This window comes from Peteryoungia algae (assembly GCF_030369675.1).
In the GTDB taxonomy this organism is placed as follows: Bacteria; Pseudomonadota; Alphaproteobacteria; order Rhizobiales; family Rhizobiaceae; genus Allorhizobium; species Allorhizobium algae.
In genome coordinates this window covers 1237686-1259408 of record NZ_CP128477.1, presented here as the reverse complement: position 1 = coordinate 1259408, position 21723 = coordinate 1237686, and the positions used below count along the sequence as shown (strand labels likewise).

Genomic DNA, 21723 nt, shown 5'->3' with positions numbered 1-21723 from the left:
GAAACAATGATGTCCGGCCATCACCACGACCACGACGATCATCATCATGATAACCACTATTCCGACATGCAGGCGCGGGTCAAAGCGCTGGAAACCCTTCTGACCGAAAAGGGCCTGATCGATCCTGGTGCAATCGACGCAATTGTCGAGACCTACGAGACGAAGGTGGGCCCGAGAAACGGCGCACGCGTCGTTGCCAAAGCCTGGGCCGATCAAAACTTCGCCGAATGGTTGAAGCGGGATGCGACGGCAGCGATCACGAGCCTCGGCTATACCGGGCGGCAGGGCGAGCATATGCGGGCCGTCTTCAATACGCCCGAGACCCACAATCTCGTCGTCTGCACGCTCTGCTCCTGTTATCCTTGGTCGGTGCTCGGCCTGCCGCCGGTCTGGTACAAGGCGCCGGCCTATCGTTCGCGGGCGGTGATCGATCCGCGCGGCGTGTTGGCCGAGTTCGGGGTGACCTTGCCGGAGACTATGGGCATACGCGTCTGGGATTCGACGGCGGAGCTGCGGTATCTTGTCGTGCCTCAGCGTCCCGCCGACACGGAGGGGCTCGCCGAAGAGGCGCTTGCCAATCTCGTGACGCGGGACTCGATGATCGGCACGGGGCTCGCGCTCTCGCCGGAGGCGTTGCGATGAACGGGCCGCATGATCTTGGCGGGCAAATGGGCTTCGGTCTCGTCGCGCCTGAAAAGGATGAGCCATACTTTCATGCCGAATGGGAGAAGCGGGCGCTCGGCATCACGCTGTCCTGCGGCGCCTTCGGGGCCTGGACAATCGACGAAAGCCGGCATGCGCGCGAGAGCATTCCGCCAGCCAACTATCTGGCGGCCAGCTATTACGAGATCTGGATACGCGGTATCGAGATGCTGCTCGAACGGCATGGTTTCGCAACCGGCCAGGAGCTGGCAACCGGTCGGCATCTGGAGCAGGGACACGCGCCAAAACGTGTATTGAAATCCGAAATGGTCGATGCGGTGCTGGCGCGGGGCGGGCCGTGTGATCGACCCGTGGCGACGGTGCCGAAGTTTGCCATCGGTGACCGGGTGCGGACGAAGAATCTCAATCCGGCGGGGCATACCCGCCTTCCGCGCTATGCTCGGGCGAAGGCGGGTGTCGTCGAGGCCGTGCAGGGTGGCTTTGTCTTTCCCGACGACAATGCGCATGGGCGCGGCGAGAACCCGCAATGGGTCTATACCGTGATCTTTACGGCGGCAGAGATCTGGGGCGAGGGCGCCGATCCGACACTCACCGTCTCCATCGATGGCTGGGAGAGCTATCTTGAGCGCCTGTGAGACCAGCACTGATCTCGTCGCCTCGCCCGGTCTGCCGCGATCACCCGAGGGAGCGCCGGTCTTTGCAGAACCCTGGCATGCACAGGCGTTTGCGATGACCGTGCATCTCCACGCGCGCGGCGTGTTCAACTGGCCGGAATGGGCAGAGAGCCTCTCGGCCGAAGTCCATCGGCCGGGGCGGGCTGTGGATGGCTCCGACTATTTCGATGCCTGGGTTGCCGCTCTTGCCGGTCTTCTTCAGCGCAAGGGGGTGGCGGATACTGAAACGATCGAGGCTTTGCGAAAAAGCTGGCAGCGGGCGGCAGAAGCGACGCCGCATGGGGCGCCGATTGAGCTCGCCAACGACCCGCGCCGGGCGTGATGTCCACGATTTGTTCTGTTTGTCCCGGCTTTTGCCTTGCATCGGGCGTCCGAATCCGCGCATGACCTAGGCCATGCAATTCGCGCCCCAGCAAGACGAGGCCCTCAAGGCCGTTTCAAAATGGCTGAAAGAGGGGAAAACTCCCGTCTTCCGGCTGTTCGGCTATGCCGGTACGGGCAAGACGACGCTTGCCAAACATTTTGCCGAACATGTCGATGGCGACGTGCTGTTTGCCGCATTCACCGGAAAGGCAGCGCAGGTGCTGCGTTCGCGGGGAGCCTCGAACGCAAAGACCATTCATTCGCTGATCTATCGCCCGCGAGGCGAGGAGGCCGTTGAAGACGAGGAGACCGGCAGGACCTCGATCGCCCCGATGTTTTCAATCAACCGTCAGAGCCCTGTCGCCAAGGCGGCGCTGATCGTCATCGATGAATGTTCGATGGTCGACGAGGCGCTCGGCCGCGACCTGATGAGCTTCGGCACGCCGATCCTGGTGCTGGGGGATCCGGGCCAGTTGCCACCGGTCTCAGGGGGTGGTTTCTTCACCGATCAGGAGCCGGACTACCTGCTGACGGATATCCACCGCCAGGCGCGTGACAATCCGATCATCCAGCTTGCGATGCATATTCGCGAAGGCAAGGAGATCATGCATGGCGATTATGGCACGACGGCGCGGGTGATCTCGAAGAACGAGGTCACACAGGACCTCGTGCTCGGCGCCGACCAGGTGCTGGTCGGCACGAACAAGACGCGGCGGCGCTACAACATGCGCCTGCGGGAATTGAAGGGGTTCACGGTCGATTATCCCCAGGCTGGCGACAAGCTCGTCTGCCTGCGGAACGACCAGCTCAAGGGTCTGCTCAACGGTTCACTCTGGCAGGTGATGACCTCGTCGCGCGAGACGGTGAAGCCGGGGATCAACCTATTGATCAAGCCTGAGGACGACGACATGGATCGCGGTGCGGCCAAGATCAAGCTCCTCAAGGCGGCCTTCGAGGACATCGATACCGAAATCCCCTGGTCGACGCGCAAGCGCTATGACGAGTTCGATTACGGCTATGCGCTGACCGTGCACAAGGCTCAGGGGTCGCAGTGGAACGACGTCGTGCTGTTCGACGAGAGCTGGGCCTTTCGCGACACGCGCGAGCGCTGGCTCTATACTGCCGTGACACGTGCAGCGGAGACGCTCACCATCGTCCGGTGAGCGCGCCTGTTCCGATCATTTCGCCTTCATTGCGGCCAGTGTCGCCATCAGCGCCATCGTGTTCTGGCCGGAGGCCGTGGCAATCTCGGAGAGAGGTGTTGCCGCATCGGCAGCGGTGAAGCCACCTTCTTTCAAGGCTGCGACGACTTCGGCATCGGTCTTTTCGAGGAGCGGCGCCACCTCGGTCGGTGTGCCGGCAGCGATGATGCTGACCATGGCCACAGTCGGGTTTGCGCTTGCACCGGCATTGCCGGTCAGGGACGGCCACGCAAAGGCAAGGCCTGCGGCGAGGCTGAGGCCCAGCGCCAGCGCCATCGGCAAACGCTTGAAATAGGCAAGGAACGGACGCCAGTTCTTCCAGACATGCAGCAGGAACGGCGCGACCAGCACCATGCTCAACCATTCATGCATGCCATGAAAGGCGGCTGTGCCGAGATGGAAAAACAGGGCGATGCCTGAGACGAGAGAGACCAGGAAAAGGCCGGTTGTCAGAGGCGTGGCATATCGGGAGAGGAGTGAGGACATTGCGGAAACCCATGCTTGTGGAACGCTGTCCTCATAAGCTCGGGTCCGGCGGAGGTCTCGTTACATCTCCTCCATGTTTTGCATTTGCCAATTCTGCCCTCGGTCTGGCGTCAATTGGCAACAATACCGATCAGCACCGCTTTCGCGACCGCCTGAAACCTGTTGCGGGCTCCGAGCTTTTCGGCCACGCGACGTTCGATCGCCTCTGTTTCGTCTGGCCTGAGTTCGAGGGTGCGTGAAATCCGGATCTGCGAGTAACCCTCCGCCATCAGCTGCAGGCAGCGATGTTCGATCTCATCGAGTTCGGGCCGGTGCCGGTTGACATGGGTTAAGGTGACGCCGCTTTCTTCTTCCGGGGTGAGCAGCATGCTGATTTTCCGCAGCTGTCGGTGCAGCGTCGACAGGTTCGCCGCAAGCTCGCGCTGGCGGACCAGCATGGCCTCTTCGAAAAACAGGTTGGCTTCGGTCTTCGAGGTCGCCGTCGCCAGGGTCTCGAACAAGTCCTGGATCAGCGAGATCGGCATGCCGACCTCTCGGCAGGCATTGATCAGCACCATGCGCGACACGTCGCGCTCGCTGTAGACCCGCATGAGGCCCAGCCGGCTCGCCCGGATCAGATCCTTCTCTTCGTAAAAATGCAGGGTTCGGTGCGTAACGCCGAAGAATTCCGCCATGTCGGCGATCGCCACCGGCCCCTTGGGAAGTTCGCGCGCAGTCGCAATATCCGGGAGAATGATCTCTTGTCCTGTCGTGCCGGGCTGTATTGCGATGCTGCGCAGATTGTGTGGTCCGTTCGACATGTATCCCCCATGTTTTGTGTCGAAGCGCCTGCTCTTTCCTTTGTTCCGCTCGGATGTGTTTTGCCCGTTTCTCCCTCCGCGAGTCACTCGCCTAGGTAAGAGCTAAAGCATATTCGAAAGCAATAAAATGAATTTATATTCGGGTGCGTCACGACGCGTGAACCGCGTGTACGGACCCTCAGGCGTGCTGATTGGCAAGGGCGATCAGCCTTGGAATTTCCGCAAAGATGTCCGTATCGTCGCCGAGGTCGGAACATTGCTGCTGATGCCGCCGAGCCGCGATATAGGCATCGGGTGTGCCTTCGAGTGCGTAGCGGTAGGTGGCGTCGAGGCACTTCATTTCGCGCGTCGACAGATCGCTTGCGTGGCAAAACTGGTAGATGGGGCCGGGGATCGTCAGGTTGGCGGCAACGAACTGGTTTGCCAGTCTCGCGACATCCAGAATATCGCCCGGGGCATCCAGTGTTCGGCCCGTCGCAAGGACTTCGCTGCCGGACTGCCGGTGTCGCAGGCTGAGTGACAGCCCAGAGGCGCCCTCGTCCCGCACCTGCAGAATGAAATGCAAGGAGCGGTCCTGATCATTGCGTTCGTGAAGTTCCGCATCCCATCCGGCGATCGCGACCGCCCAGAGGCGGCCTGTCCAGATCCGAAGAGCATTGACAAAGATCCGGCTCGTGCCATCCCTGGGCCGGAGCGGCGCCAGATACAGACGGGGCAGGCCGCGCCAGCGGGAGGCATCGGTCGCGCGGTCGTCTTCAATCCCGATCGATTGGGCCGTCGCTGCCAGTTCGTAGGTCGGTACGTAACCTCCGAGCGGAATACGAATGCGCAGCGCTTCTTCGCGCCCTTCTTCCGCGTAGAACTGATTGAGCAGGCGTCGCAGCTTGCCAGCCTGAACGCGGACCAATGGATCGGTGCCCGGATCGAAACCTTCGTCGCGGCTGAAGACGTCGATGCCGATCGTATAGCCTTTCAGCTGATGGGCCAGACCCAGCTGCTCCATTTCAACCACGAACTTCAGGAAGGACCTCAGACGCTCGGAGCGCGCGAAGGTGCGGCTGGACAGGACGCTGCCCAATGCCTCTGCCACCTGACGGCTGTCGATCCTTGCATCGGTTGGCATCGTCGCTCCACCTTGTCCAGGCGATCGCCAGGCTGCGGCAGGGGCGCCGGCAGCCATTTGTGCGATCCGTCACAATCGCCCACCTGACTAATGCAAAGCACGTTTGGGTCAATACCTTAAAAATCCGGGGTTTTTCCGTTTTGGATCCATCAATTGCGGAGATCGGATGATTTGCGATTCTCGTTGGTTTTCCGCCTTGTGATGTCCTAAAGATGCGGGCCTATGAACCTTGGCTCCGGAACCGTGATCATGCCTGCGAAGCTCTCCGTCAATCTCAATGCCATCGCCATGCTGCGCAACCGCCGTGACCTGCCATGGCCGGATGTCGCCGTTCTCGGCCGGATTGCGCTGAGGGCGGGTGCCAGCGGATTGACCGTGCATCCGCGACCCGACCAGAGGCATATCCGGTTCAGCGACCTGCCGGTTCTGCGCTCCCTGATCGACGATGAATTCCCCAAGGCGGAATTCAATATCGAGGGTTATCCGACCGAGGATTTCCTGGCACTCTGCGAGGCAATCGAGCCGGAACAGGTGACCCTCGTTCCCGATGATCCGGCGCAGGCGACGTCCGACCATGGCTGGGACCTGGTCAAGCACCAGGAATTTCTCAGGGGCGTGGTTGCTCGTTTGCGGTCGAAGGGAATGCGGGTTTCGCTGTTCGTCGATGGCGACGGGATGGCCGAGTCGATGGCGCTGGCGCGGGCGACTGGCGCGGAACGCGTCGAGCTTTACACCGGGCCTTATGGCGGCTGCCACGACAATCCGGAGGAGGCCACCCGCCAGGTCGAATTGCTCGGCCTGACCGCCGATGCGGCGAAGGCCGAGGGACTTGCCGTCAACGCCGGCCATGACCTCACGGTCGCGAACCTGCCGATGCTTGCCCGGCGGATCCCGCATCTGGCGGAAGTCTCTATCGGCCACGGCCTGACGGCGGATGCACTGGAACACGGCATGGCAGAGACGGTTCGCCGCTTCTGCCGGGCCTGCGGCCAATCGATCTGATTTCGACCGGGCGCGACGTCAGGCGGCGAGGGTGCTCGACGGGTCAGCCAGCGCAAACGCGACCGCTGCATCTGCATGGATCGTTGTCGAATCGAAGCCCGGCAGTGGCAGGTTTTCAGGATCAAGGATGAGGCAGATTTCGGTGCAGCCGAGGATGACACTGTCCGCGCCGTCGGCCTTGGCCTTTTCGACGATGGCGATCAGCTTCTCGCGAGACTGCGGGCGAACTTCGCCGGCGCAGAGTTCGCTGAAGATGATGTCGTGGGTCGTTGTACGGCCATCTGCGTCGGGCACCATGACCTCGATGCCATGGCGGCGCATGCGATCGGCGTAAAAGCCGTGTTCCATCGTGTACCGGGTGGCAAGCAGGAGCGGGCGGCTGGCGCCGCGCTGCGCCAATACGCTTGCAGTTTCATCGATGATGTTGATCAGCGGGACGGAGATGCGGGACGCGACGGGTTCGGCGACGAGATGCATCGTGTTGGTGCAGATCAGCACGCAATCAGCCCCTGCGCGTTCCAGGCCCTCGGCCGCACGGGCAAGGCGATCGGCGGCTGCGTCCCACTTGCCGGCCTTTTGCAGGGTGACGATCTCCTCGAAATTCACGGAATGAAGAATGACTTCCGCGGAGGACAGGCCGCCCAGCCGCGCCCGCACGGCTTCGTTTACCAGGCGATAGTAAACCGCCGAACTTTCGAAACTCATTCCACCGATCAGGCCAATCATCTGCATCACATCGTCTCCTCGAACTTGATGGCCGATGATGCTCTGGGTCGGACGCGCGATGTTTGCAATTTGATGGGAGTGATGCCGTCTTGCCGCTGTGTGGATCCGGCGATACAGTTGCTTTGCGCTGAATTTTTGCGCGAGTGTATCAAATGGTGGGATTTGTCAGCGTGATCGACGATAGAGACAGGAAGATTCTCGATATTCTCCAGCGGGATGCGAGTGTGGGCGTCAGCGATATTGCCGACATGGTTTCACTGTCGGTCTCCGCCTGTTCGCGGCGAATCCAGAAGCTGGAGGAGAGTGGCTATATCGCACGCCGGATCGTGGTTCTGGATCGCGACAAGGCGGGCGTGCCGACCACCGTATATGCGCTGGTGAAAACCGCACATCATGCCGATGACTGGATCGAGGAGTTTCGCCGCGCGGTGAGCGATATTCCGGAGATCGTCGAGGCGCATCGGCTGACCGGACACTACGACTATATCTTGAAGGTCGTGCTGCCGCGGGTCGAGCATTACGACGTCGTCTACCGACGTCTGGTCAAGCGGGTGGAGCTGTTCGACGTCTCGGCGTCAATCTCCATGGAGACGCTCAAGCAGGGGCTGGCTGTCCCCGTCGACTACGCTCGGTGACCCATCCTGCAGAGCACGAAAAAAGTCCCCGGGGCCGAAGCCCCGAGGCCCACCACGCACCCTTGGATCAGGAAGCGTTGGAAACCGTGCGGTTGACGAGGGTCACCGACTTGTCGGCATTGACCTTGTAGATCTCGCGAACATCGCGGCCGTCACCGTTTGCAAACGTGTGGAAGAAGGTCGAACCAACAGGTGCCTTTTCCAGCTGAACAGTGGCGTTGTCATAGGTGATCGAACCCGGGATCGGCTGGACGGAGGCGAAGGCGGCCGAGCCGGCTGCGAGGGAGATCAGGGCGGCGGAAATGATGGTCTTCATGGTGATATTCCTTTGTGCGTTTGGGTTGGCGGCGACCCGGTTGAGGGGAGGGGGAGAGGGGAACCGAGCCGGCCGCCGAAGGGTCTATTGCGTCTTGGGAGGCGCGGATTACGAGGCGTTGGAAACCGTGCGGTTGACGAGGGTCACCGACTTGTCGGCATTGACCTTGTAGATCTCGCGAACGTCGCGGCCGTCACCGTTTGCAAATGTGTGGAAGAAGGTCGACCCAACAGGTGCCTTTTCCAGCTGAACAGTGGCGTTGTCATAGGTGATCGAACCCGGGATCGGCTGGACGGAGGCGAAGGCGGCCGAGCCGGCTGCGAGGGAGATCAGGGCGGCGGAAATGATGGTCTTCATGGTGATATTCCTTTGTGCGTTTGGGTTGGCGGCGACCCGGTTGAGGGGAGGGGGAGGGAACCGAGCCGGCCGCCGAAGGGTCTATTGCGTCTTGGGAGGCGCGGATTACGAGGCGTTGGAAACCGTGCGGTTGACGAGGGTCACCGACTTGTCGGCATTGACCTTGTAGATCTCGCGAACGTCGCGGCCGTCACCGTTTGCAAATGTGTGGAAGAAGGTCGACCCAACAGGTGCCTTTTCCAGCTGAACAGTGGCGTTGTCATAGGTGATCGAACCCGGGATCGGCTGGACGGAGGCGAAGGCGGCCGAGCCGGCTGCGAGGGAGATCAGGGCGGCGGAAATGATGGTCTTCATGGTGATATTCCTTTGTGCGTTTGGGTTGGCGGCGACCCGGTTGAGGGGAGGGGGAGAGGGGAACCGAGCCGGCCGCCGAAGGGTCTATTGCGTCTTGGGAGGCGCGGATTACGAGGCGTTGGAAACCGTGCGGTTGACGAGGGTCACCGACTTGTCGGCATTGACCTTGTAGATCTCGCGAACGTCGCGGCCGTCACCGTTTGCGAACGTGTGGAAGAAGGTCGACCCAACAGGTGCCTTTTCCAGCTGAACAGTGGCGTTGTCATAGGTGATCGAACCCGGGATCGGCTGGACGGAGGCGAAAGCGGCCGAACCGGCTGCGAGGGAGATCAGGGCGGCGGAGATGATGGTCTTCATGGTCGGAGTTCCTTATCTTGAATTGAGTGACACGCTGCGTGTTCAGCTCATGATTGTATGTCTGGGTAGAGTTTCACCCGGGATTTAGAATCGTCTCTTGCGTCAGTCGTTCGACATGGAACGGGAAACGATCGATACGGTCCTGTCTGCATTCACCTGGTAGATCTCGCGGACCTCGGATCCACCGGTGTAGAAGGTATGAAAGAAGTTCGAACCGGTCGGGGCCTGTTCGAGCCTCGGCTGCGCACCGCCATAGGTGATGGAGCCCGGGATTGGCTCTACCGCGAAGGCGGCCGATGTGCCTGCGAGGGTTGTGAGGAGTGCTGCTGCGATGAACTTCATTGTCGTTGTGCCTTGAGAACCTTGTTCAATCGAACTGTGCGGTTCGATGATGTAGATTTGGCGCAGACGGCTGCGGATTACAATACCCCATTGCGCACAATCGAACTGATTGGTTCGGTTGGTGTACCCGGTATACGGAGAGGCACTTGAAAATTTGTCCTATTGAAATCAGCGGTTTAGGCTGTGTTTTGGCTGTCATTTAACTATGACATAGAACGATTATTTTTTATTTCTCTCACCCTTTTGTGACTGCTGCTTGACTGTCGAGACCCCGATCGGGGCGTCGCCGTCGACCGCGGGTGGCTGCGGGTCTGCCTAAAAACATGACTCGCGGCACGCGCAACTGCCGCAATTTTCTTCAATCGCCCCTTGACCTCTTGTGCGGTGACGGACATAAGGATGGCGAACCGTACCGTACGGTACCAGGAGCCGGCCATGTCGATCGACACACAGACCACGGAATTCACGCCACGCCAGAGTGCGGTTCTGGCCGAAGCCCTGCGTTTGCTTGTCGAGGGTGGCGACAAGGCCGTCACGACAGCCGGTCTGGCACGGGCCGCCAATTGCTCCAAGGAAAGCCTCTACAAGTGGTTCGGTGATCGCGATGGCCTGCTGTCCGCGATGATTTCGTACCAGGCGAGCAAGGTTCGCACCTTTGAACGGCCGGGCGAGCGCCTGACGGTCGCCAGTCTCACGGAGCATCTCGATGTCTTCGCCCGCGATCTGCTCGAGGTTCTCGCCGGCGATGTTTCGCTCGCGCTCAACCGGCTTGCCATCGGCCAGTCGAGCCGTGATGGCTCCAAGCTCGGCACACTGCTTCTCGAGCGCGGGCGTCGGCAGATCGATCGCCGGGCGCGGGCTCTGCTCGATGCCGGCCAGCGGGACGGGCTCCTGCGCTTCGGCGATGGTGAGGATGCCTATCGGACGCTCTACGGGCTGATCGTCAGCGACCTGCATGTGCGCATGTTGCTTGGCGAATCGCCGCAGTCACACAAATTCGGGGTCCGGGCCACGAAGGCGGTTGCAGCCTTCCTCGCCCTCTACGGCACCGACCGCGTACTGGCCGGCCTCGACGGGGCATCCCGTTCCGGCTCGCCGATCAACAACATCCACCACAACTGACAAAGCATAGGGAAGGACACTACAATGCGCGTCTATTACGATCGTGATGCCGACTTGAACCTGATCAAGTCGAAGAAGGTTGCCATCATCGGCTACGGCTCCCAGGGCCGCGCGCATGCGCTGAACCTGAAGGATTCCGGCGCACAGAACCTCGTCGTTGCCCTGAAGGCCGGTTCGCCGACCATCAAGAAGGCTGAAGCCGATGGTCTCAAGGTCATGACGGTTGCCGAAGCTGCTGCCTGGGCCGACCTGATGATGATGGCGACGCCGGACGAGCTGCAGGCCGACATCTACAAGGACGACATCGCGCCGAACATCCGCGACGGCGCTGCCATCGCCTTTGCCCACGGCCTCAACGTCCATTTCGGCCTGATCGAGCCGAAGTCGACCGTCGATGTCGTCATGATCGCCCCGAAGGGTCCCGGCCACACGGTTCGCGGCGAATACCAGAAGGGCGGCGGCGTTCCCTGCCTCGTGGCCATTCACCACAACGGTTCGGGCAACGCCCTTGAACTCGCCCTCTCATACGCCTGCGGCGTTGGCGGTGGTCGTTCGGGCATCATCGAGACGTCTTTCAAGGAAGAGTGCGAAACCGACCTCTTCGGCGAACAGGTCGTTCTCTGCGGCGGTCTGGTCGAACTGATCCGCGCCGGCTTCGAGACGCTGGTCGAAGGCGGCTATGCGCCGGAAATGGCCTATTTCGAATGCCTGCACGAAGTGAAGTTGATCGTCGACCTGATCTATGAAGGCGGTATCGCCAACATGAACTACTCGATCTCCAACACGGCCGAATGGGGCGAATATGTCACCGGTCCGCGCATCATCACGTCTGAAACCAAGGCTGAAATGAAGCGCGTCCTGCACGACATCCAGACCGGCAAGTTCACCTCGGACTGGATGCAGGAGTACCGCGCCGGTGCTGCCCGCTTCAAGGGAATCCGCCGCATGAACGACAGCCACCAGATCGAAGAAGTCGGCGCCAAGCTGCGCGGCATGATGCCCTGGATCGCCAAGAACCAGCTGGTCGACAAGGCCCGCAACTAATCTGCATCCCACAGGATGGCAGAACGGCCGGGGAGGGAGACCTCCCCGGCCTTTTCCGTTTCGGTGGGCAGGAATTCCTTCAGCGGCAGCCGACAATGTGCCTGGTACGGTCGAATGCACAAACGCGGTCACGACCGGAGGCCTTGGCATCGTAAAGGCGGCGGTCCGCCCGGGCGATCAGTGTGCGTTCGTCGTCGGACGGCTCTGCGATTGCAACGCCAATGCTCACCGTCAGCTTGTGCGCTTTGCCATGGCGCGTCGGGATCGACAGGCATGCGACGCTCACCCGCAGCTCTTCCGCGAACGTCTCGGCGCGCATGGCGTGGCCGTCCTGAAGAATGATGGCAAATTCCTCGCCGCCATATCTTGCAGTAATGCCCTCCGACGGAGCGACGAGGCCAGCCAGAAGTTTTGCGATGGTCCGCAGGCACTCATCACCGGCCTGGTGACCGTTGGCGTCGTTGAAGCGCTTGAAATGGTCGACGTCGATCAGCAAGAGCGCCACCGGCCTGCCCACGTCTCGCATCGACAGGAGACAGCGATGCAAGTCTTCATCGAAACCGCGTCTGTTCTCCAGCCCTGTCAGGACATCGGTGCGTGCATTGCGATGCAATTGTGCGTTCGCCTCGATCAGCTTTGAATTGCTCTCGGCCAGCGCCTTGACCAGGACCCGTGTCTTGCCTTCGGCCGCGGTTCGTTTCTCGTCCATGGCAATCAGCTGGACCATGTAGCTCGCGAGGAAGCCGACATAGGCCGCACAGATCGGAACCATGATCCAGTTGCCCTCGCTGATGGCGGAGGCATTGACGATGCCCGTCATGATCAAGATGAGCGCCAGCGTCGAGCGGGGTGCGAGATAGGCACGGGCCGCGACCGACTGGAGGATGCCACAGCCGACGGCAAGCACAACGACCTGCGTGTCGGGACTGCCGCTGGAATAGAGGACTGCAAGCGCGCTGCCCCAGGCGAGACCGGATGCAAGCGACAGCAGGACAAAACGACCCAGCCACAGCTCCAGCGTTTCGTGGGGTGATCGTCTGCGGAATGCATAGTCGCCCCATGCCCTGAACCCGACCTGGACGACCAGGATCAGCACGACAATCGCCACCTTGGTCGTTTGCCCCTCGGCATAGGGGAGAACCGAAGCGGACAGGATCGCAACCGCGGCAACCAGATGAGGGATGATGTTGTAGAGGATGGAGAGATGGTCCCAAGGGGGATCCGTCTTGTCGTCGGCACCGAGGATCGGGAGGGTAAGCTTTTGCAGCAGCAAATCTTCAGTCCTTGAGAATCCGGAGGAGTAGTGGGGAGGTGTCAGTTGGTCGCAGCGCGAGTTCTCGAACAAATTCAACATGGTTTGCAAACGTAAAATGTTCGGAGCCAAGAAAAAATCCTCGATAGGTCAGCATTGTTGACCTATCGAGGATTTCGTGATTTCCTCGTCTCAAAACGATAAGCCGCGAGGAAACACCGATGCTGAACTGGGACCATGTCTTCGCCACGCGTTCGACACGCATGCGCGCTTCCGAAATCCGAGAACTCCTGAAACTGCTCGACAAGCCGGACATCATCTCGTTTGCCGGCGGCATCCCCGACCCGGCGCTCTTCCCGCAGGCGGAGTTCGCCCAGGCCTATGCCGCTCTCTTCTCGGATGGCCGTGCGAGCGCAGCACTGCAGTACTCGGTGTCGGAAGGCTATCTGCCGCTTCGCGCATGGCTGAAGGAAGAGATGGGCCGTCTCGGCATTGCCTGCGACGTCGACAATATCTTCATCACGTCGGGATCCCAGCAGGCGCTCGACTATCTTGGAAAGCTGTTCATTTCGCCTGGCGATACCGCGCTCGTGACATGGCCGACCTATCTCGGCGCACTACAGGCCTTCAATGCCTATGAGCCCCGCTATGACCAGCTCGGGACAGGCAATCGCACACCGGCGAGCTACCGCGCGGCGGCGGAGGCAGAAGAAAGTGCGGTGAAGTTCGCCTATCTCTCCACCGACTTCGCCAATCCGACGGGCCAGACGGTCAGTCTCGAGGAGCGTAAACAGATCCTCGCCCTTGCCGATGAACTCGACATACCCGTGATCGAGGACGCGGCCTATCAGCATTTGCGCTATGACGGCGAGCCGATCCCGCCAATCCTGTCTCTCGATATCGCCCGCAGCGGCGGGATTGACACCTGCCGGACGATTTATTGCGGCAGCTTTTCGAAGACACTGGCCCCCGGCCTGCGCGTCGGTTACGTGGTGGCGGCAAAGCCCGTGATCCGCAAATTGGTTCTTATGAAGCAGGCCGCCGATCTGCATTCGTCGACCATCAATCAGATGGTCGTGGCGGAGGTGGCGGACAAGCATTTCCCCGCGCAGATCGCAAAAATCAGGGCGGCCTATGTCGCGCGGCGTGATGCCATGCTCGCGGCACTCGAGAGGTACATGCCTCACGGTACGGAATGGACACGGCCGGAAGGTGGCATGTTCGTCTGGGTGACCCTGCCGGAGGGGATGGACGGTGCCGAACTGCTGGCGCGTTCCGTCGAAACGGAAAAGGTTGCCTTCGTTCCCGGGCAGGCCTTCTTTGCCGATCGATCCGGAACGAACACGATCCGGCTCTCCTTCTCCTGCGCCAGCGAGGCGATGATCGAGGAGGGCATCAAACGCCTGGGTCGGCTCGTCGGAACTGCGCTGGTTCGCGCAGCCTGACACACCCGGAACGGTGCCTGGAGGTTGCGGCGGCGGAGAGGGCGTGGTTCAGTGCGCCGGATCCATCTGCTTCCAGGCACAATTCACGGGTGTTCATGTCCATTCGCATCGCGACCTTCAACATTGAAAACCTGATCGCCCGTTTCGATTTCACCGGCTTCCGGAACCAGCTGAGGTCGGACCGGGTGATGAAGCTGTTCGACATCAAGTCTGAAGCCGATTATCAGCGGCTCGAGGCCGCAAGGGTCGTCTCGTCAACCGACGACACGCGCCAGCTGTCGGCACTGGCGATCGCCGACACCGGCGCCGATATCCTTTGCCTCCAGGAGGTCGACAATATGGAGGCCCTCAAGGCCTTCGAGTATGGCTACCTGTTCCGCATGATCGGAGCGGGCTATCGGCAGAAATACCTTGTCGAGGGCAATGACGGCCGCGGGATCGATGTCGCCGTCCTGATGCGGGAGGAGACCCGGGACGGAGAGCCGATCGAGTTGCGCGACGTCACCAGTCACGCGGCGCTGACCTATCACGACCTTGGCCTTTATCATCCCGGTCTCGGGTCCAACATCCAGCCAGAGGACCGGATCTTCAAGCGTGACTGTCTGGAACTGGACCTGCGCGTTGGCGGGCGGCCCCTGACCGTCTATGTCGTGCATTTCAAGTCGATGACCAATGGTCGGGATGGCGCCGACGGGCGCACATCGAGCATGCCGGTCCGTGAGGCCGAGGCGAAAGCGGTGCGCCACATCATCGAAAACCGATTCGGCCGCGACAAGGCCAGTCAGCGCAACTTCGTCATCTGCGGAGACATGAACGATTATCAGGAGAAGGTCGATGTCATCGGCGATCGCCGGCATGGATATGACTATGTCGTGCAATCAGACCTGCCGAGTGCGCTCGATGTGTTCTCGCATGACGGTTTTGCGGAGAATGCCATGCAGAGGCGCGATCCGCTCGACCGCTGGACGCTCTATCACGCGCGCGGACCGGAAGAGCAGCATCTGTGCCAACTCGATTACATATGGCTCTCCAAGGGTCTCGCTGCAGCCAATCCGATGGCCAAGCCAGACGTGATCCGCAACGGTCAGCCCTTCCGCACGCCATTTCCTCCAGGGCAGGAGGTGGAACGCTACCCGCGGATCGGCTGGGACCGACCAAAGGCCTCCGACCACTGCCCCATCGCCATCACGCTGCACCTCCCGTGAGTGATGCCTTGATCGATGATGTCGGCCTGCCGGCCGATGGCAGCCTGCATGTCGTACATTCCCACGAGCTGCTCGTCTCGTCAGAGCCGCATCCGCTGGATCTTTTGGCGGCCGAGGCGGTGGCGGAAAACTGGGAGCGGGAGGTCGGGGCCAATCCCGCGCTGTTCAATGGTCGGACCATCCTGCAGCGGCGGATCCGTTTTTCTGACGGGCACCTGAGGGCCGAGGGTCATGTCTCGAGTTTCGCCACCTTTCTGTGGTGGCGGAGGCAAGCTGAACTCGCCGGGGCCTGCCACCTGTTTGGATATCCAGTCATCGTCGCCTCAGACGGTGCCTTGATCGCGGTGGAGATGGCGCCGCACACCGCCAATCCGGGGCAGGTTTATTTCGCCGCGGGCTCGCTCGATCTTTCAGATGTCGTCGACGGGCGTTGCGACATCGAAAGCAATATGCGGCGCGAGGTGATGGAGGAGACCGGGCTCGACCTTCGCGTCTCAACGGCCGATCCCGTTCTCTATGCCAGCTATCGTTCGAAACGGCTGACACTTCTCAGGCTTTTCTCCTTCTCCGAGAGCGCCGATGACCTCGTCGCGAAGATCGACGATTTCGCACGGAATTGTCCGGATCCAGAGATTTCCCGGGCCATCGCCATCCGCAGCGGTGATCCGACTTTGCATCGATACGGGCTCGCCATGCTGCCGATTCTGCGCTGGTTTTTTCCCGACGAGAGCTGAGCGCAGTCGGCTTGCCTTGCCGTGCCGCCTCGGGCAGTGTGTGCCGCGAGCGTGACCTTCAGCGGAGACGGCCCGTGGCGAGAGACTATGCCATTTACGACGTGTTTACCGACCACAAACTGGCAGGCAATCCGCTTGCGGTCATCTTTGACGGTATAGGCCTCTCGGATCAGGCCATGCAGGCGATCGCCGCCGAGATGAACCTCTCGGAGACGGTCTTCATCCTGCCGGCGGATCATGCATCCCATACGGCGCGCATTCGCATCTTCACGCCCGGACGCGAACTCCCGTTTGCCGGTCACCCGACGGTCGGTTCGGCCATTGCGCTCGCGGAACGGGCCTATCATGGCGATGCGGCCAGCATGGATATCGTATCGGTGCTGGAGGAGACGGTGGGGCCGGTGCGTTGCGCGGTGCGTGTTCGGCCGGGGGAGGCGAGTTTCGCCGAATTCGACCTTCCACGTCTCTCGGCCAGCCATCCGGAGCATCAGCTGGATCGCCAGGGGCTCGCCGACGCGCTTTCGGTCAAGGCCAGCGCCATCGGCTTTGAAAACCATCTGCCGATGGTCTGGAGTGCCGGTGTGCCATTCCTGCTGGTGCCCCTGCATGACCTGGCCTCGGTCGAGAGTGTCGATTTCGACCCGCAGCTCTGGGAGCGGGTGGCGCCGCTGAGCGAGGGACGGCTCACCTCGGCCTATGTCTACTGTCGCGGCGGCGTGCATCATGCCGCCAGGTTTCATGCGCGAATGTTCTCGCCCGACATGGGCATATCGGAAGATCCTGCGACTGGCTCCGCAGTCGCTGCCCTCTCCGGCGCCATCCATCATTTCGACGGACTGCCCGATGGACATCACCCCATGATGATCGAGCAGGGGGTGGAGATGGGACGCCCCTCCTTTATCCACCTGCAGGTCGATGTGAAGGACGGCGAAATTTCTCGCGCGCGAATTGGCGGACAAGCGGTTCGTCTGGCCACTGGAATTCTGGAGCTTTGAAAACAATAGAGAATTTCAGATTCTTGAAATTTTTTTGACCAAAGGGCAAAGATTTTTGGCAGTGGCGCTAGACAAGGTCCATGATCCTGTTTATACGCCCGGTCACGCCACCGGAAACGGAGGCGGCGGCACCGGAAAGCGGCGCAGGCGGGTGATTAGCTCAGTTGGTAGAGCAGCTGACTCTTAATCAGCGGGTCGTAGGTTCGAGCCCTACATCACCCACCAAATTCTCCAGAATTTCAACAGGATGACAAGAAGTGCCGCGCCGCGGCACAGAAATGTCGACTGCATGTCTGCCCATCGCTGCGCCTAGGCGGCGGGCGAATTTCGTCGCAAATTCGACACCCGTTGCAGCCGTTCTGTTGAGTTAGCCGGGCAAGAAAATTGCGGATCGTCAATACGATCGTGCCCGTGGCCGGTCAGGCGTCCGTGTTCGGCAAATGTTCCCATCACCGGTCGCTCGTGTTCCTGCTTCGTATCGGAAATGCGTGCGAATAGGGCTGCGGTACCCTGTGGATAACTGTGGACAACTCCGATAGCCGGCTCAGCGTGTGGTGCCGAGCCGCGCCTGGGGCAGGACATAGGGTATGGCGGCGTCCGGCAGGCGTCCAACGGTACCCGTAATGCCGTAGACATGGGCAATGGTATCGTCGTCGATCGTGGCCTTGGGGCTTCCCTCGCGCACCAGCCGGCCGTGGTGAAGGATCGCCAGATGGTCGGCGAATTCGGCAGCCAGATTGAGATCGTGCAGGATCGCGAGCACGACCCCGCCGCGCTTGGCAAAGCCACGCGCGAGTTCCAGCACCGAGATCTGGTGACCAATGTCGAGGCTCGCCGTCGGCTCGTCGAGGAAGATTGCGCGCGGTCGCTTGTCCATGAGCGGATCCGGCATCTGGGCGAGCACGCGGGCGAGCTGCACGCGCTGCTGTTCGCCGCCGGACAAGGCGTTGTAGCTGCGCCCTTCGAAGCCGGCCAGGCCGACGCGCACCAGCGCCTGGCGTGCCGACTGGTTCGGATCGCGGCTGCCATGGGCGACGGCACCCATGCGAACGACCTCCAGCGCCGTGAAGGGGAAGGAGAGGGCGGTGGACTGCGGCAGGACGGCTCGCTCATGGGCGAGGTCCAGAGGGCTCAGGGTTGAAACCCTTCGATCGGTGTAAAAGACCTCACCGCCATCCGGGCGCAACTCCCCTGAAAGAGCCTTGAGGAGTGTCGACTTGCCAGCACCGTTCGGTCCGATGACGACGGTGAACTTTCCAGCCTCCAGATTCAGGCTGACCTTGTCGACAAGGTTTCGGCCGCCGCGGCGGATGGTGACGTCGTGCGCGCGGATCATCACAGGCTCTCCATCGCCTGACGCCCCTGTTTGCCAAGCAGGAGCATGAGGAAGACGGGCGCTCCAAGGATCGCGGTGATGATGCCGATCGGCAGTTCGGCAGGTGCAGCAATCGTTCGGGCCACCGTGTCGGCGAGGAGCAGCAGCACCGCTCCGCCGAGGGCTGAGGCCGGTAGCAGAAAACGGTGAGCCGGGCCGATTGCGAGCCGCAGCAGATGCGGTACGACGATGCCGATGAAGCCGATCGAGCCTGCTGCCGCGACTGTCGCGCCACAGGCAGCTGCCACTGCCAGGATCGTCATGCGCTTCAGCCGCTGGACGGGTACGCCCATGTGAAAGGCCGCTGCATCGCCGAGAATGAGCGCGTCGAGACCGCGTGCCACGAAGGGGATGATGGCGAGGACGAACAGGACGAATGGCAGGATCGCACCAATCTTGGCGGTCGTTGCACCACTCAGCGAGCCCAGCGACCAGAAGGTGATGTCGCGGAGTGCCCGGTCGTCGGCGATGAAGATCAGGAGACCCGTGGCGGCTCCGGTCATGGCGGCGATCGCGATCCCCGAGAGAATGAGGGCCGTCGTCGAGGTCTGGCCGTTGCGGGTGGCGATCACATAGAGAAGCAAGGTGTTGCCGAGGCCGCCGAGGAAGGCCATCAGGGGCAGAAATTGTTCACCGAAAAAGGCTTGCAGCGGAAAGAGCAAGGTCGGCCCGAGGACGATCGCGATAACGGCTGCGAGGGCCGCGCCGGAGGTTACTCCGACAATGCCGGGATCGGCGAGGGGGTTGCGAAACAGGCCCTGCATCATTGCGCCAGAGACGCCGAGAGCGGCCCCGATCAGCAGGCCCATGCCGGTTCTCGGCAGGCGGACAGCCTCCAGGATGATCAGGTTCTGCGGGTCGAGCGCTGCGGTATTCCCCTTCAGATAGTCGATGAGATGCGGCAGTCCGACGCCGGTCGGGCCGATGACGATGGAGACAACGATGGCCGCGGAAAGAAGAACGGTCAGCAGGCCGATGACCAGGATGCCGAGACCGGAGCGGTCTCCATCGCGCCTGCCAAATGACGACATCAGGGCCAGCGTGTTCATGGTCACCTGGCCTCCGGATAAAGCAGGGCGTTGAGGTCGGAAGCGGCGTCCGCGGCACGCGGGCCGAGGCCGAGCAGGTAAAGGCCGTCCATGGTCAGGAAGGCCTTGCTGCGGCCGGCGGGTGTCGCGGCCAGAGCGGGCAGGGCAAAGGCCATGTCGGCCGTCAGGTGCTGACCGCCGCCGCTCATGACGAGCACGACATCAGGGGCCGCGGCGATCACTGCCTCATCTGTCAGGGGCTTGTAGCCCGAAATCGACGAGACCGCATTCTCGCCGCCGGCGAGGCGGATCATGGCATCCGCCGAACTCTGGTTGCCGGCCGCCATGACGCGGCCATTGGCGAGGGACAGCGCGAACAGCACCTTCTTCTTCGGGCCCGTAGCCGCCTGCAACTTGTCTTCGATCGCCTTGAGGCTCGCCTCAACCGACTTTGCCAGTTCCTCGGCCCTGTCGATCCGTCCGATTGCTGTCCCCACCGCACGTATCTTGGCGGGGATCGCAGACGTGTCGGGTGGCGAAGGAATTGTGACGAAGGAAAGCCCGCTCGCCTTCAGGATATTGATCGAATCGACCGGGCCGGCGCCCGATTCAGCAATAATCAGATCCGGCTTCTGCGAAAGCACGCCTTCGGCGGAGATCTGCCGCACATAGCCGATATTCGGCTTTCCCGTGGCTTCCGGCGGATAGAGGCTCGTCGTGTCGACGGCCACCACGCGGTCGCCTTCACCCAGCGCATAGATGATTTCCGTGACTGTGCCACCGATCGCGACAATGCGTTTTGCATCCTTGGCGACAAGCGACGAGGGCAGAAGCACAGACAGGCTGAGAGCGAGTGCGGCGGTGGCGGAAAGCACCTGGCGGCGCGAGGAGCTAGGGAACAAGAAGGACACGTTCAAACCTTTGATCCGGGCGACAGCAGGCCGGCCATTTGCCTTCCTTCCGATCGCCGATGACGAGATTGTCATGCCGGATCCAGGTCCGACATTTAACTTGACTGCGATACACATGTTTAAATAGGAAGGCAACAGAGCGTGGTCGTTCCACGGCGGCGGATTTCGCAGCAAGCTGTGTCCCGCAGACGTTTACGACCTCGACTGATCAAGCAACTTGCAGAGAGGGATACCTACCCATGTACATCGCCATGAACCGTTTTCGCGTCGTCCCGGGCTTCGAAGAAGCCTTCGAAAACCAGTGGAAGGCGCGTGAAGGCCGTCTGGCCGAAATGCCCGGCTATATCGAGTTTCACATGCTGAAGGGCCCCAAGGCGGAAGACCATACGCTCTATGCGTCGCACACGGTCTGGGAGAGTCATGACCAGTTCGTCGCCTGGACGAAGTCGGAGCAGTTCCGCGCCGCCCATGCGCGGGCCGGCGAAAGCAAGGTGCAGTATCTCTCTGGCCCGCATTTTGAAGGCTTTGACGTCATCATTCACGAAGACCGTTCCGGCAAGCGCTCTGCGCTTGAAGCTGCGTGAGGACGCGATGGAGACGTTGACCCAGACCGCTGACGACAGGCGCCAGCGCGCGTTGGCCGCATTGGCGGAGAAGCCTGACGGGGTGATCGAGCAGATCGCTGCGAAGGCCGACGTCACGCCGGCCGAGGTTCTTGCGATCCTGCCCGAAGGTGCTGCCATGCTGGTGCCGTCGGAGCACTGGGAGCCGATCTGGAAGGATCTCACCTCGTGGGGCGAGATCCTGATGATCGTGCACACGGATGACATCGTGCTTGAGGTCGAAGGCAGCCTGCCGGAGGGCAGTGAGGGCCATGGCTGGTTCAACATTCATGGCGATAGCCCGATTGGCGGGCATATCCGAAAGGAGCGTTGTGTGTCGATCGCTTTCGTCGACCGTGGCTTCCATGGCCGACGTTCCTGCTCGGTCTGGTTCATGAATGCCGAGGGCAAAGCCATGTTCAAGGTCTTCGTTCGCCGTGACAAGGAACGAAATCTTCTGGAAGGCCAGGTGTCCCGCTTCGAGGCGCTTCGCCTGTCAGCCATCTGAGCCATTCAATCAGGGCCGCCGTTCCTCGCCGATCGGCGGTCAGCGCCTTTAAGCCGTTCTTCCTTTTGCCTTTAACTGGATCTATTGTTCCGTCGAATTCAT

At 61.3% G+C, this 21723-nt stretch carries 27 protein-coding genes and 1 tRNA gene; 15 read left to right on the top strand and 13 right to left on the bottom strand.

Features of this window, described 5'->3' with window-relative positions; all coding sequences use genetic code 11:
* The first annotated feature begins 9 nt into the window (after positions 1–9).
* The 4 genes from nthA (at position 10) to QTL56_RS06295 (ending at position 2863) form a co-directional block, all read left to right on the top strand.
* Positions 10–642, top strand: coding sequence for a nitrile hydratase subunit alpha (gene nthA / locus QTL56_RS06310; protein ID WP_245136604.1), 633 nt, complete (start codon positions 10–12; stop codon positions 640–642).
* On the top strand, positions 639–1298 hold the full coding sequence (gene nthB, locus QTL56_RS06305) for a nitrile hydratase subunit beta (RefSeq protein ID WP_245136605.1): 660 nt from the start codon (positions 639–641) through the stop codon (positions 1296–1298). The genes nthA and nthB overlap by 4 nt, the downstream gene beginning before the upstream one ends.
* Positions 1285–1659, top strand: a complete 375-nt coding sequence (locus tag QTL56_RS06300; protein WP_245136606.1) for a nitrile hydratase accessory protein — start codon at positions 1285–1287, stop codon at positions 1657–1659. Before nthB ends, QTL56_RS06300 begins: the two co-directional genes overlap by 14 nt.
* 73 nt (positions 1660–1732) lie before the next feature.
* Positions 1733–2863, top strand: a complete 1131-nt coding sequence (locus tag QTL56_RS06295) for an ATP-dependent DNA helicase (RefSeq protein WP_245136607.1) — start codon at positions 1733–1735, stop codon at positions 2861–2863.
* Between the two features lie 15 nt (positions 2864–2878).
* Here the strand turns inward: QTL56_RS06295 and QTL56_RS06290 are convergent, their stop codons facing one another.
* From QTL56_RS06290 to QTL56_RS06280, 3 genes are all read right to left on the bottom strand, one after another.
* On the bottom strand, positions 2879–3388 hold the full coding sequence (locus QTL56_RS06290) for a DUF4405 domain-containing protein (protein WP_245136608.1): 510 nt from the start codon (positions 3386–3388) through the stop codon (positions 2879–2881).
* Between the two features lie 110 nt (positions 3389–3498).
* The gene (locus QTL56_RS06285; protein WP_245136609.1) at positions 3499–4188 is read right to left on the bottom strand and encodes a MerR family transcriptional regulator; all 690 of its coding nucleotides are present in this window, start codon (positions 4186–4188) and stop codon (positions 3499–3501) included.
* A 178-nt stretch (positions 4189–4366) separates the two neighbouring features.
* Positions 4367–5311: a hypothetical protein gene (locus QTL56_RS06280; protein ID WP_245136610.1), complete on the bottom strand. Its 945-nt coding sequence runs from the start codon at positions 5309–5311 to the stop codon at positions 4367–4369.
* 249 nt (positions 5312–5560) lie between these two features.
* Between QTL56_RS06280 and QTL56_RS06275 the strand changes: the two genes are divergently transcribed.
* Complete coding sequence (locus QTL56_RS06275) at positions 5561–6313, top strand: pyridoxine 5'-phosphate synthase (RefSeq protein WP_245136652.1); 753 nt, start codon at positions 5561–5563, stop codon at positions 6311–6313.
* Positions 6314–6331: 18 nt separating this feature from the next.
* Here the strand turns inward: QTL56_RS06275 and QTL56_RS06270 are convergent, their stop codons facing one another.
* Entirely contained in the window at positions 6332–7045 is a 714-nt protein-coding gene (locus QTL56_RS06270) for an aspartate/glutamate racemase family protein (RefSeq protein ID WP_229576761.1), read from the bottom strand.
* A gap of 164 nt (positions 7046–7209) precedes the next feature.
* On the opposite strand from QTL56_RS06270, the gene QTL56_RS06265 reads away from it, so the two are divergent.
* Entirely contained in the window at positions 7210–7674 is a 465-nt protein-coding gene (locus QTL56_RS06265; protein ID WP_229576760.1) for an Lrp/AsnC family transcriptional regulator, read from the top strand.
* Between the two features lie 67 nt (positions 7675–7741).
* On the opposite strand, the gene QTL56_RS06260 is transcribed toward QTL56_RS06265, so the two are convergent.
* From QTL56_RS06260 to QTL56_RS06240, 5 genes are all read right to left on the bottom strand, one after another.
* Entirely contained in the window at positions 7742–7990 is a 249-nt protein-coding gene (locus QTL56_RS06260) for a hypothetical protein (protein ID WP_245135440.1), read from the bottom strand.
* 108 nt (positions 7991–8098) lie between these two features.
* Positions 8099–8347, bottom strand: coding sequence for a hypothetical protein (locus QTL56_RS06255; protein ID WP_245135440.1), 249 nt, complete (start codon positions 8345–8347; stop codon positions 8099–8101).
* A 105-nt stretch (positions 8348–8452) separates the two neighbouring features.
* A complete protein-coding gene (locus QTL56_RS06250) occupies positions 8453–8701 on the bottom strand; it encodes a hypothetical protein (protein WP_245135440.1) in 249 nt (82 codons plus the stop codon).
* A 108-nt stretch (positions 8702–8809) separates the two neighbouring features.
* Positions 8810–9058: a hypothetical protein gene (locus QTL56_RS06245; RefSeq protein WP_245135440.1), complete on the bottom strand. Its 249-nt coding sequence runs from the start codon at positions 9056–9058 to the stop codon at positions 8810–8812.
* A 102-nt stretch (positions 9059–9160) separates the two neighbouring features.
* Positions 9161–9400 carry a hypothetical protein gene (locus QTL56_RS06240; RefSeq protein ID WP_289393335.1) on the bottom strand — a complete coding sequence of 80 codons (240 nt, stop codon included), beginning with the start codon at positions 9398–9400 and terminating at the stop codon, positions 9161–9163.
* Positions 9401–9835: 435 nt separating this feature from the next.
* Between QTL56_RS06240 and QTL56_RS06235 the strand changes: the two genes are divergently transcribed.
* Together QTL56_RS06235 and ilvC are read left to right on the top strand one after the other, a co-directional pair.
* Complete coding sequence (locus QTL56_RS06235) at positions 9836–10522, top strand: TetR/AcrR family transcriptional regulator (RefSeq protein ID WP_229575733.1); 687 nt, start codon at positions 9836–9838, stop codon at positions 10520–10522.
* Positions 10523–10546: 24 nt separating this feature from the next.
* Positions 10547–11566 (top strand): ketol-acid reductoisomerase, encoded by a 1020-nt coding sequence (gene ilvC, locus QTL56_RS06230; protein WP_229575732.1) that lies wholly within the window; start codon positions 10547–10549, stop codon positions 11564–11566.
* Between the two features lie 79 nt (positions 11567–11645).
* On the opposite strand, the gene QTL56_RS06225 is transcribed toward ilvC, so the two are convergent.
* A complete protein-coding gene (locus QTL56_RS06225) occupies positions 11646–12839 on the bottom strand; it encodes a GGDEF domain-containing protein (protein ID WP_245136654.1) in 1194 nt (397 codons plus the stop codon).
* Between the two features lie 200 nt (positions 12840–13039).
* Here QTL56_RS06225 and QTL56_RS06220 point away from each other — a divergent pair, with 200 nt between their 5' ends.
* The 5 genes from QTL56_RS06220 to QTL56_RS06200 all read left to right on the top strand — a co-directional run bounded on the left by QTL56_RS06220 (position 13040) and on the right by QTL56_RS06200 (position 17422).
* Positions 13040–14263 (top strand): aminotransferase-like domain-containing protein, encoded by a 1224-nt coding sequence (locus QTL56_RS06220; protein WP_245136655.1) that lies wholly within the window; start codon positions 13040–13042, stop codon positions 14261–14263.
* Between the two features lie 95 nt (positions 14264–14358).
* Entirely contained in the window at positions 14359–15468 is a 1110-nt protein-coding gene (locus tag QTL56_RS06215) for an endonuclease/exonuclease/phosphatase family protein (RefSeq protein ID WP_245136656.1), read from the top strand.
* An 8-nt stretch (positions 15469–15476) separates the two neighbouring features.
* Positions 15477–16202, top strand: a complete 726-nt coding sequence (locus QTL56_RS06210; protein ID WP_245136657.1) for an NUDIX hydrolase — start codon at positions 15477–15479, stop codon at positions 16200–16202.
* 74 nt (positions 16203–16276) lie between these two features.
* Positions 16277–17197, top strand: coding sequence for a PhzF family phenazine biosynthesis protein (locus QTL56_RS06205; RefSeq protein ID WP_245136658.1), 921 nt, complete (start codon positions 16277–16279; stop codon positions 17195–17197).
* 149 nt (positions 17198–17346) lie between these two features.
* A tRNA-Lys gene (locus QTL56_RS06200) sits at positions 17347–17422 on the top strand.
* 319 nt (positions 17423–17741) lie between these two features.
* On the opposite strand, the gene QTL56_RS06195 is transcribed toward QTL56_RS06200, so the two are convergent.
* Genes QTL56_RS06195 through QTL56_RS06185 form a run of 3 tightly spaced genes read right to left on the bottom strand, consistent with a single transcriptional unit; the run spans position 17742 to position 20502 of the window.
* Entirely contained in the window at positions 17742–18533 is a 792-nt protein-coding gene (locus tag QTL56_RS06195) for a heme ABC transporter ATP-binding protein (protein WP_245136659.1), read from the bottom strand.
* Positions 18533–19621: a FecCD family ABC transporter permease gene (locus tag QTL56_RS06190; protein ID WP_245137179.1), complete on the bottom strand. Its 1089-nt coding sequence runs from the start codon at positions 19619–19621 to the stop codon at positions 18533–18535. The genes QTL56_RS06195 and QTL56_RS06190 overlap by 1 nt, the downstream gene beginning before the upstream one ends.
* Positions 19622–19623: 2 nt before the next feature.
* Positions 19624–20502: a heme/hemin ABC transporter substrate-binding protein gene (locus QTL56_RS06185; protein ID WP_370660349.1), complete on the bottom strand. Its 879-nt coding sequence runs from the start codon at positions 20500–20502 to the stop codon at positions 19624–19626.
* A gap of 248 nt (positions 20503–20750) precedes the next feature.
* Here QTL56_RS06185 and hmuQ point away from each other — a divergent pair, with 248 nt between their 5' ends.
* A complete protein-coding gene (hmuQ, locus tag QTL56_RS06180; RefSeq protein ID WP_229575724.1) occupies positions 20751–21095 on the top strand; it encodes a heme-degrading protein HmuQ in 345 nt (114 codons plus the stop codon).
* Between the two features lie 7 nt (positions 21096–21102).
* Complete coding sequence (hutX, locus tag QTL56_RS06175; RefSeq protein ID WP_245136661.1) at positions 21103–21621, top strand: heme utilization cystosolic carrier protein HutX; 519 nt, start codon at positions 21103–21105, stop codon at positions 21619–21621.
* Positions 21622–21723 lie beyond the last annotated feature (102 nt).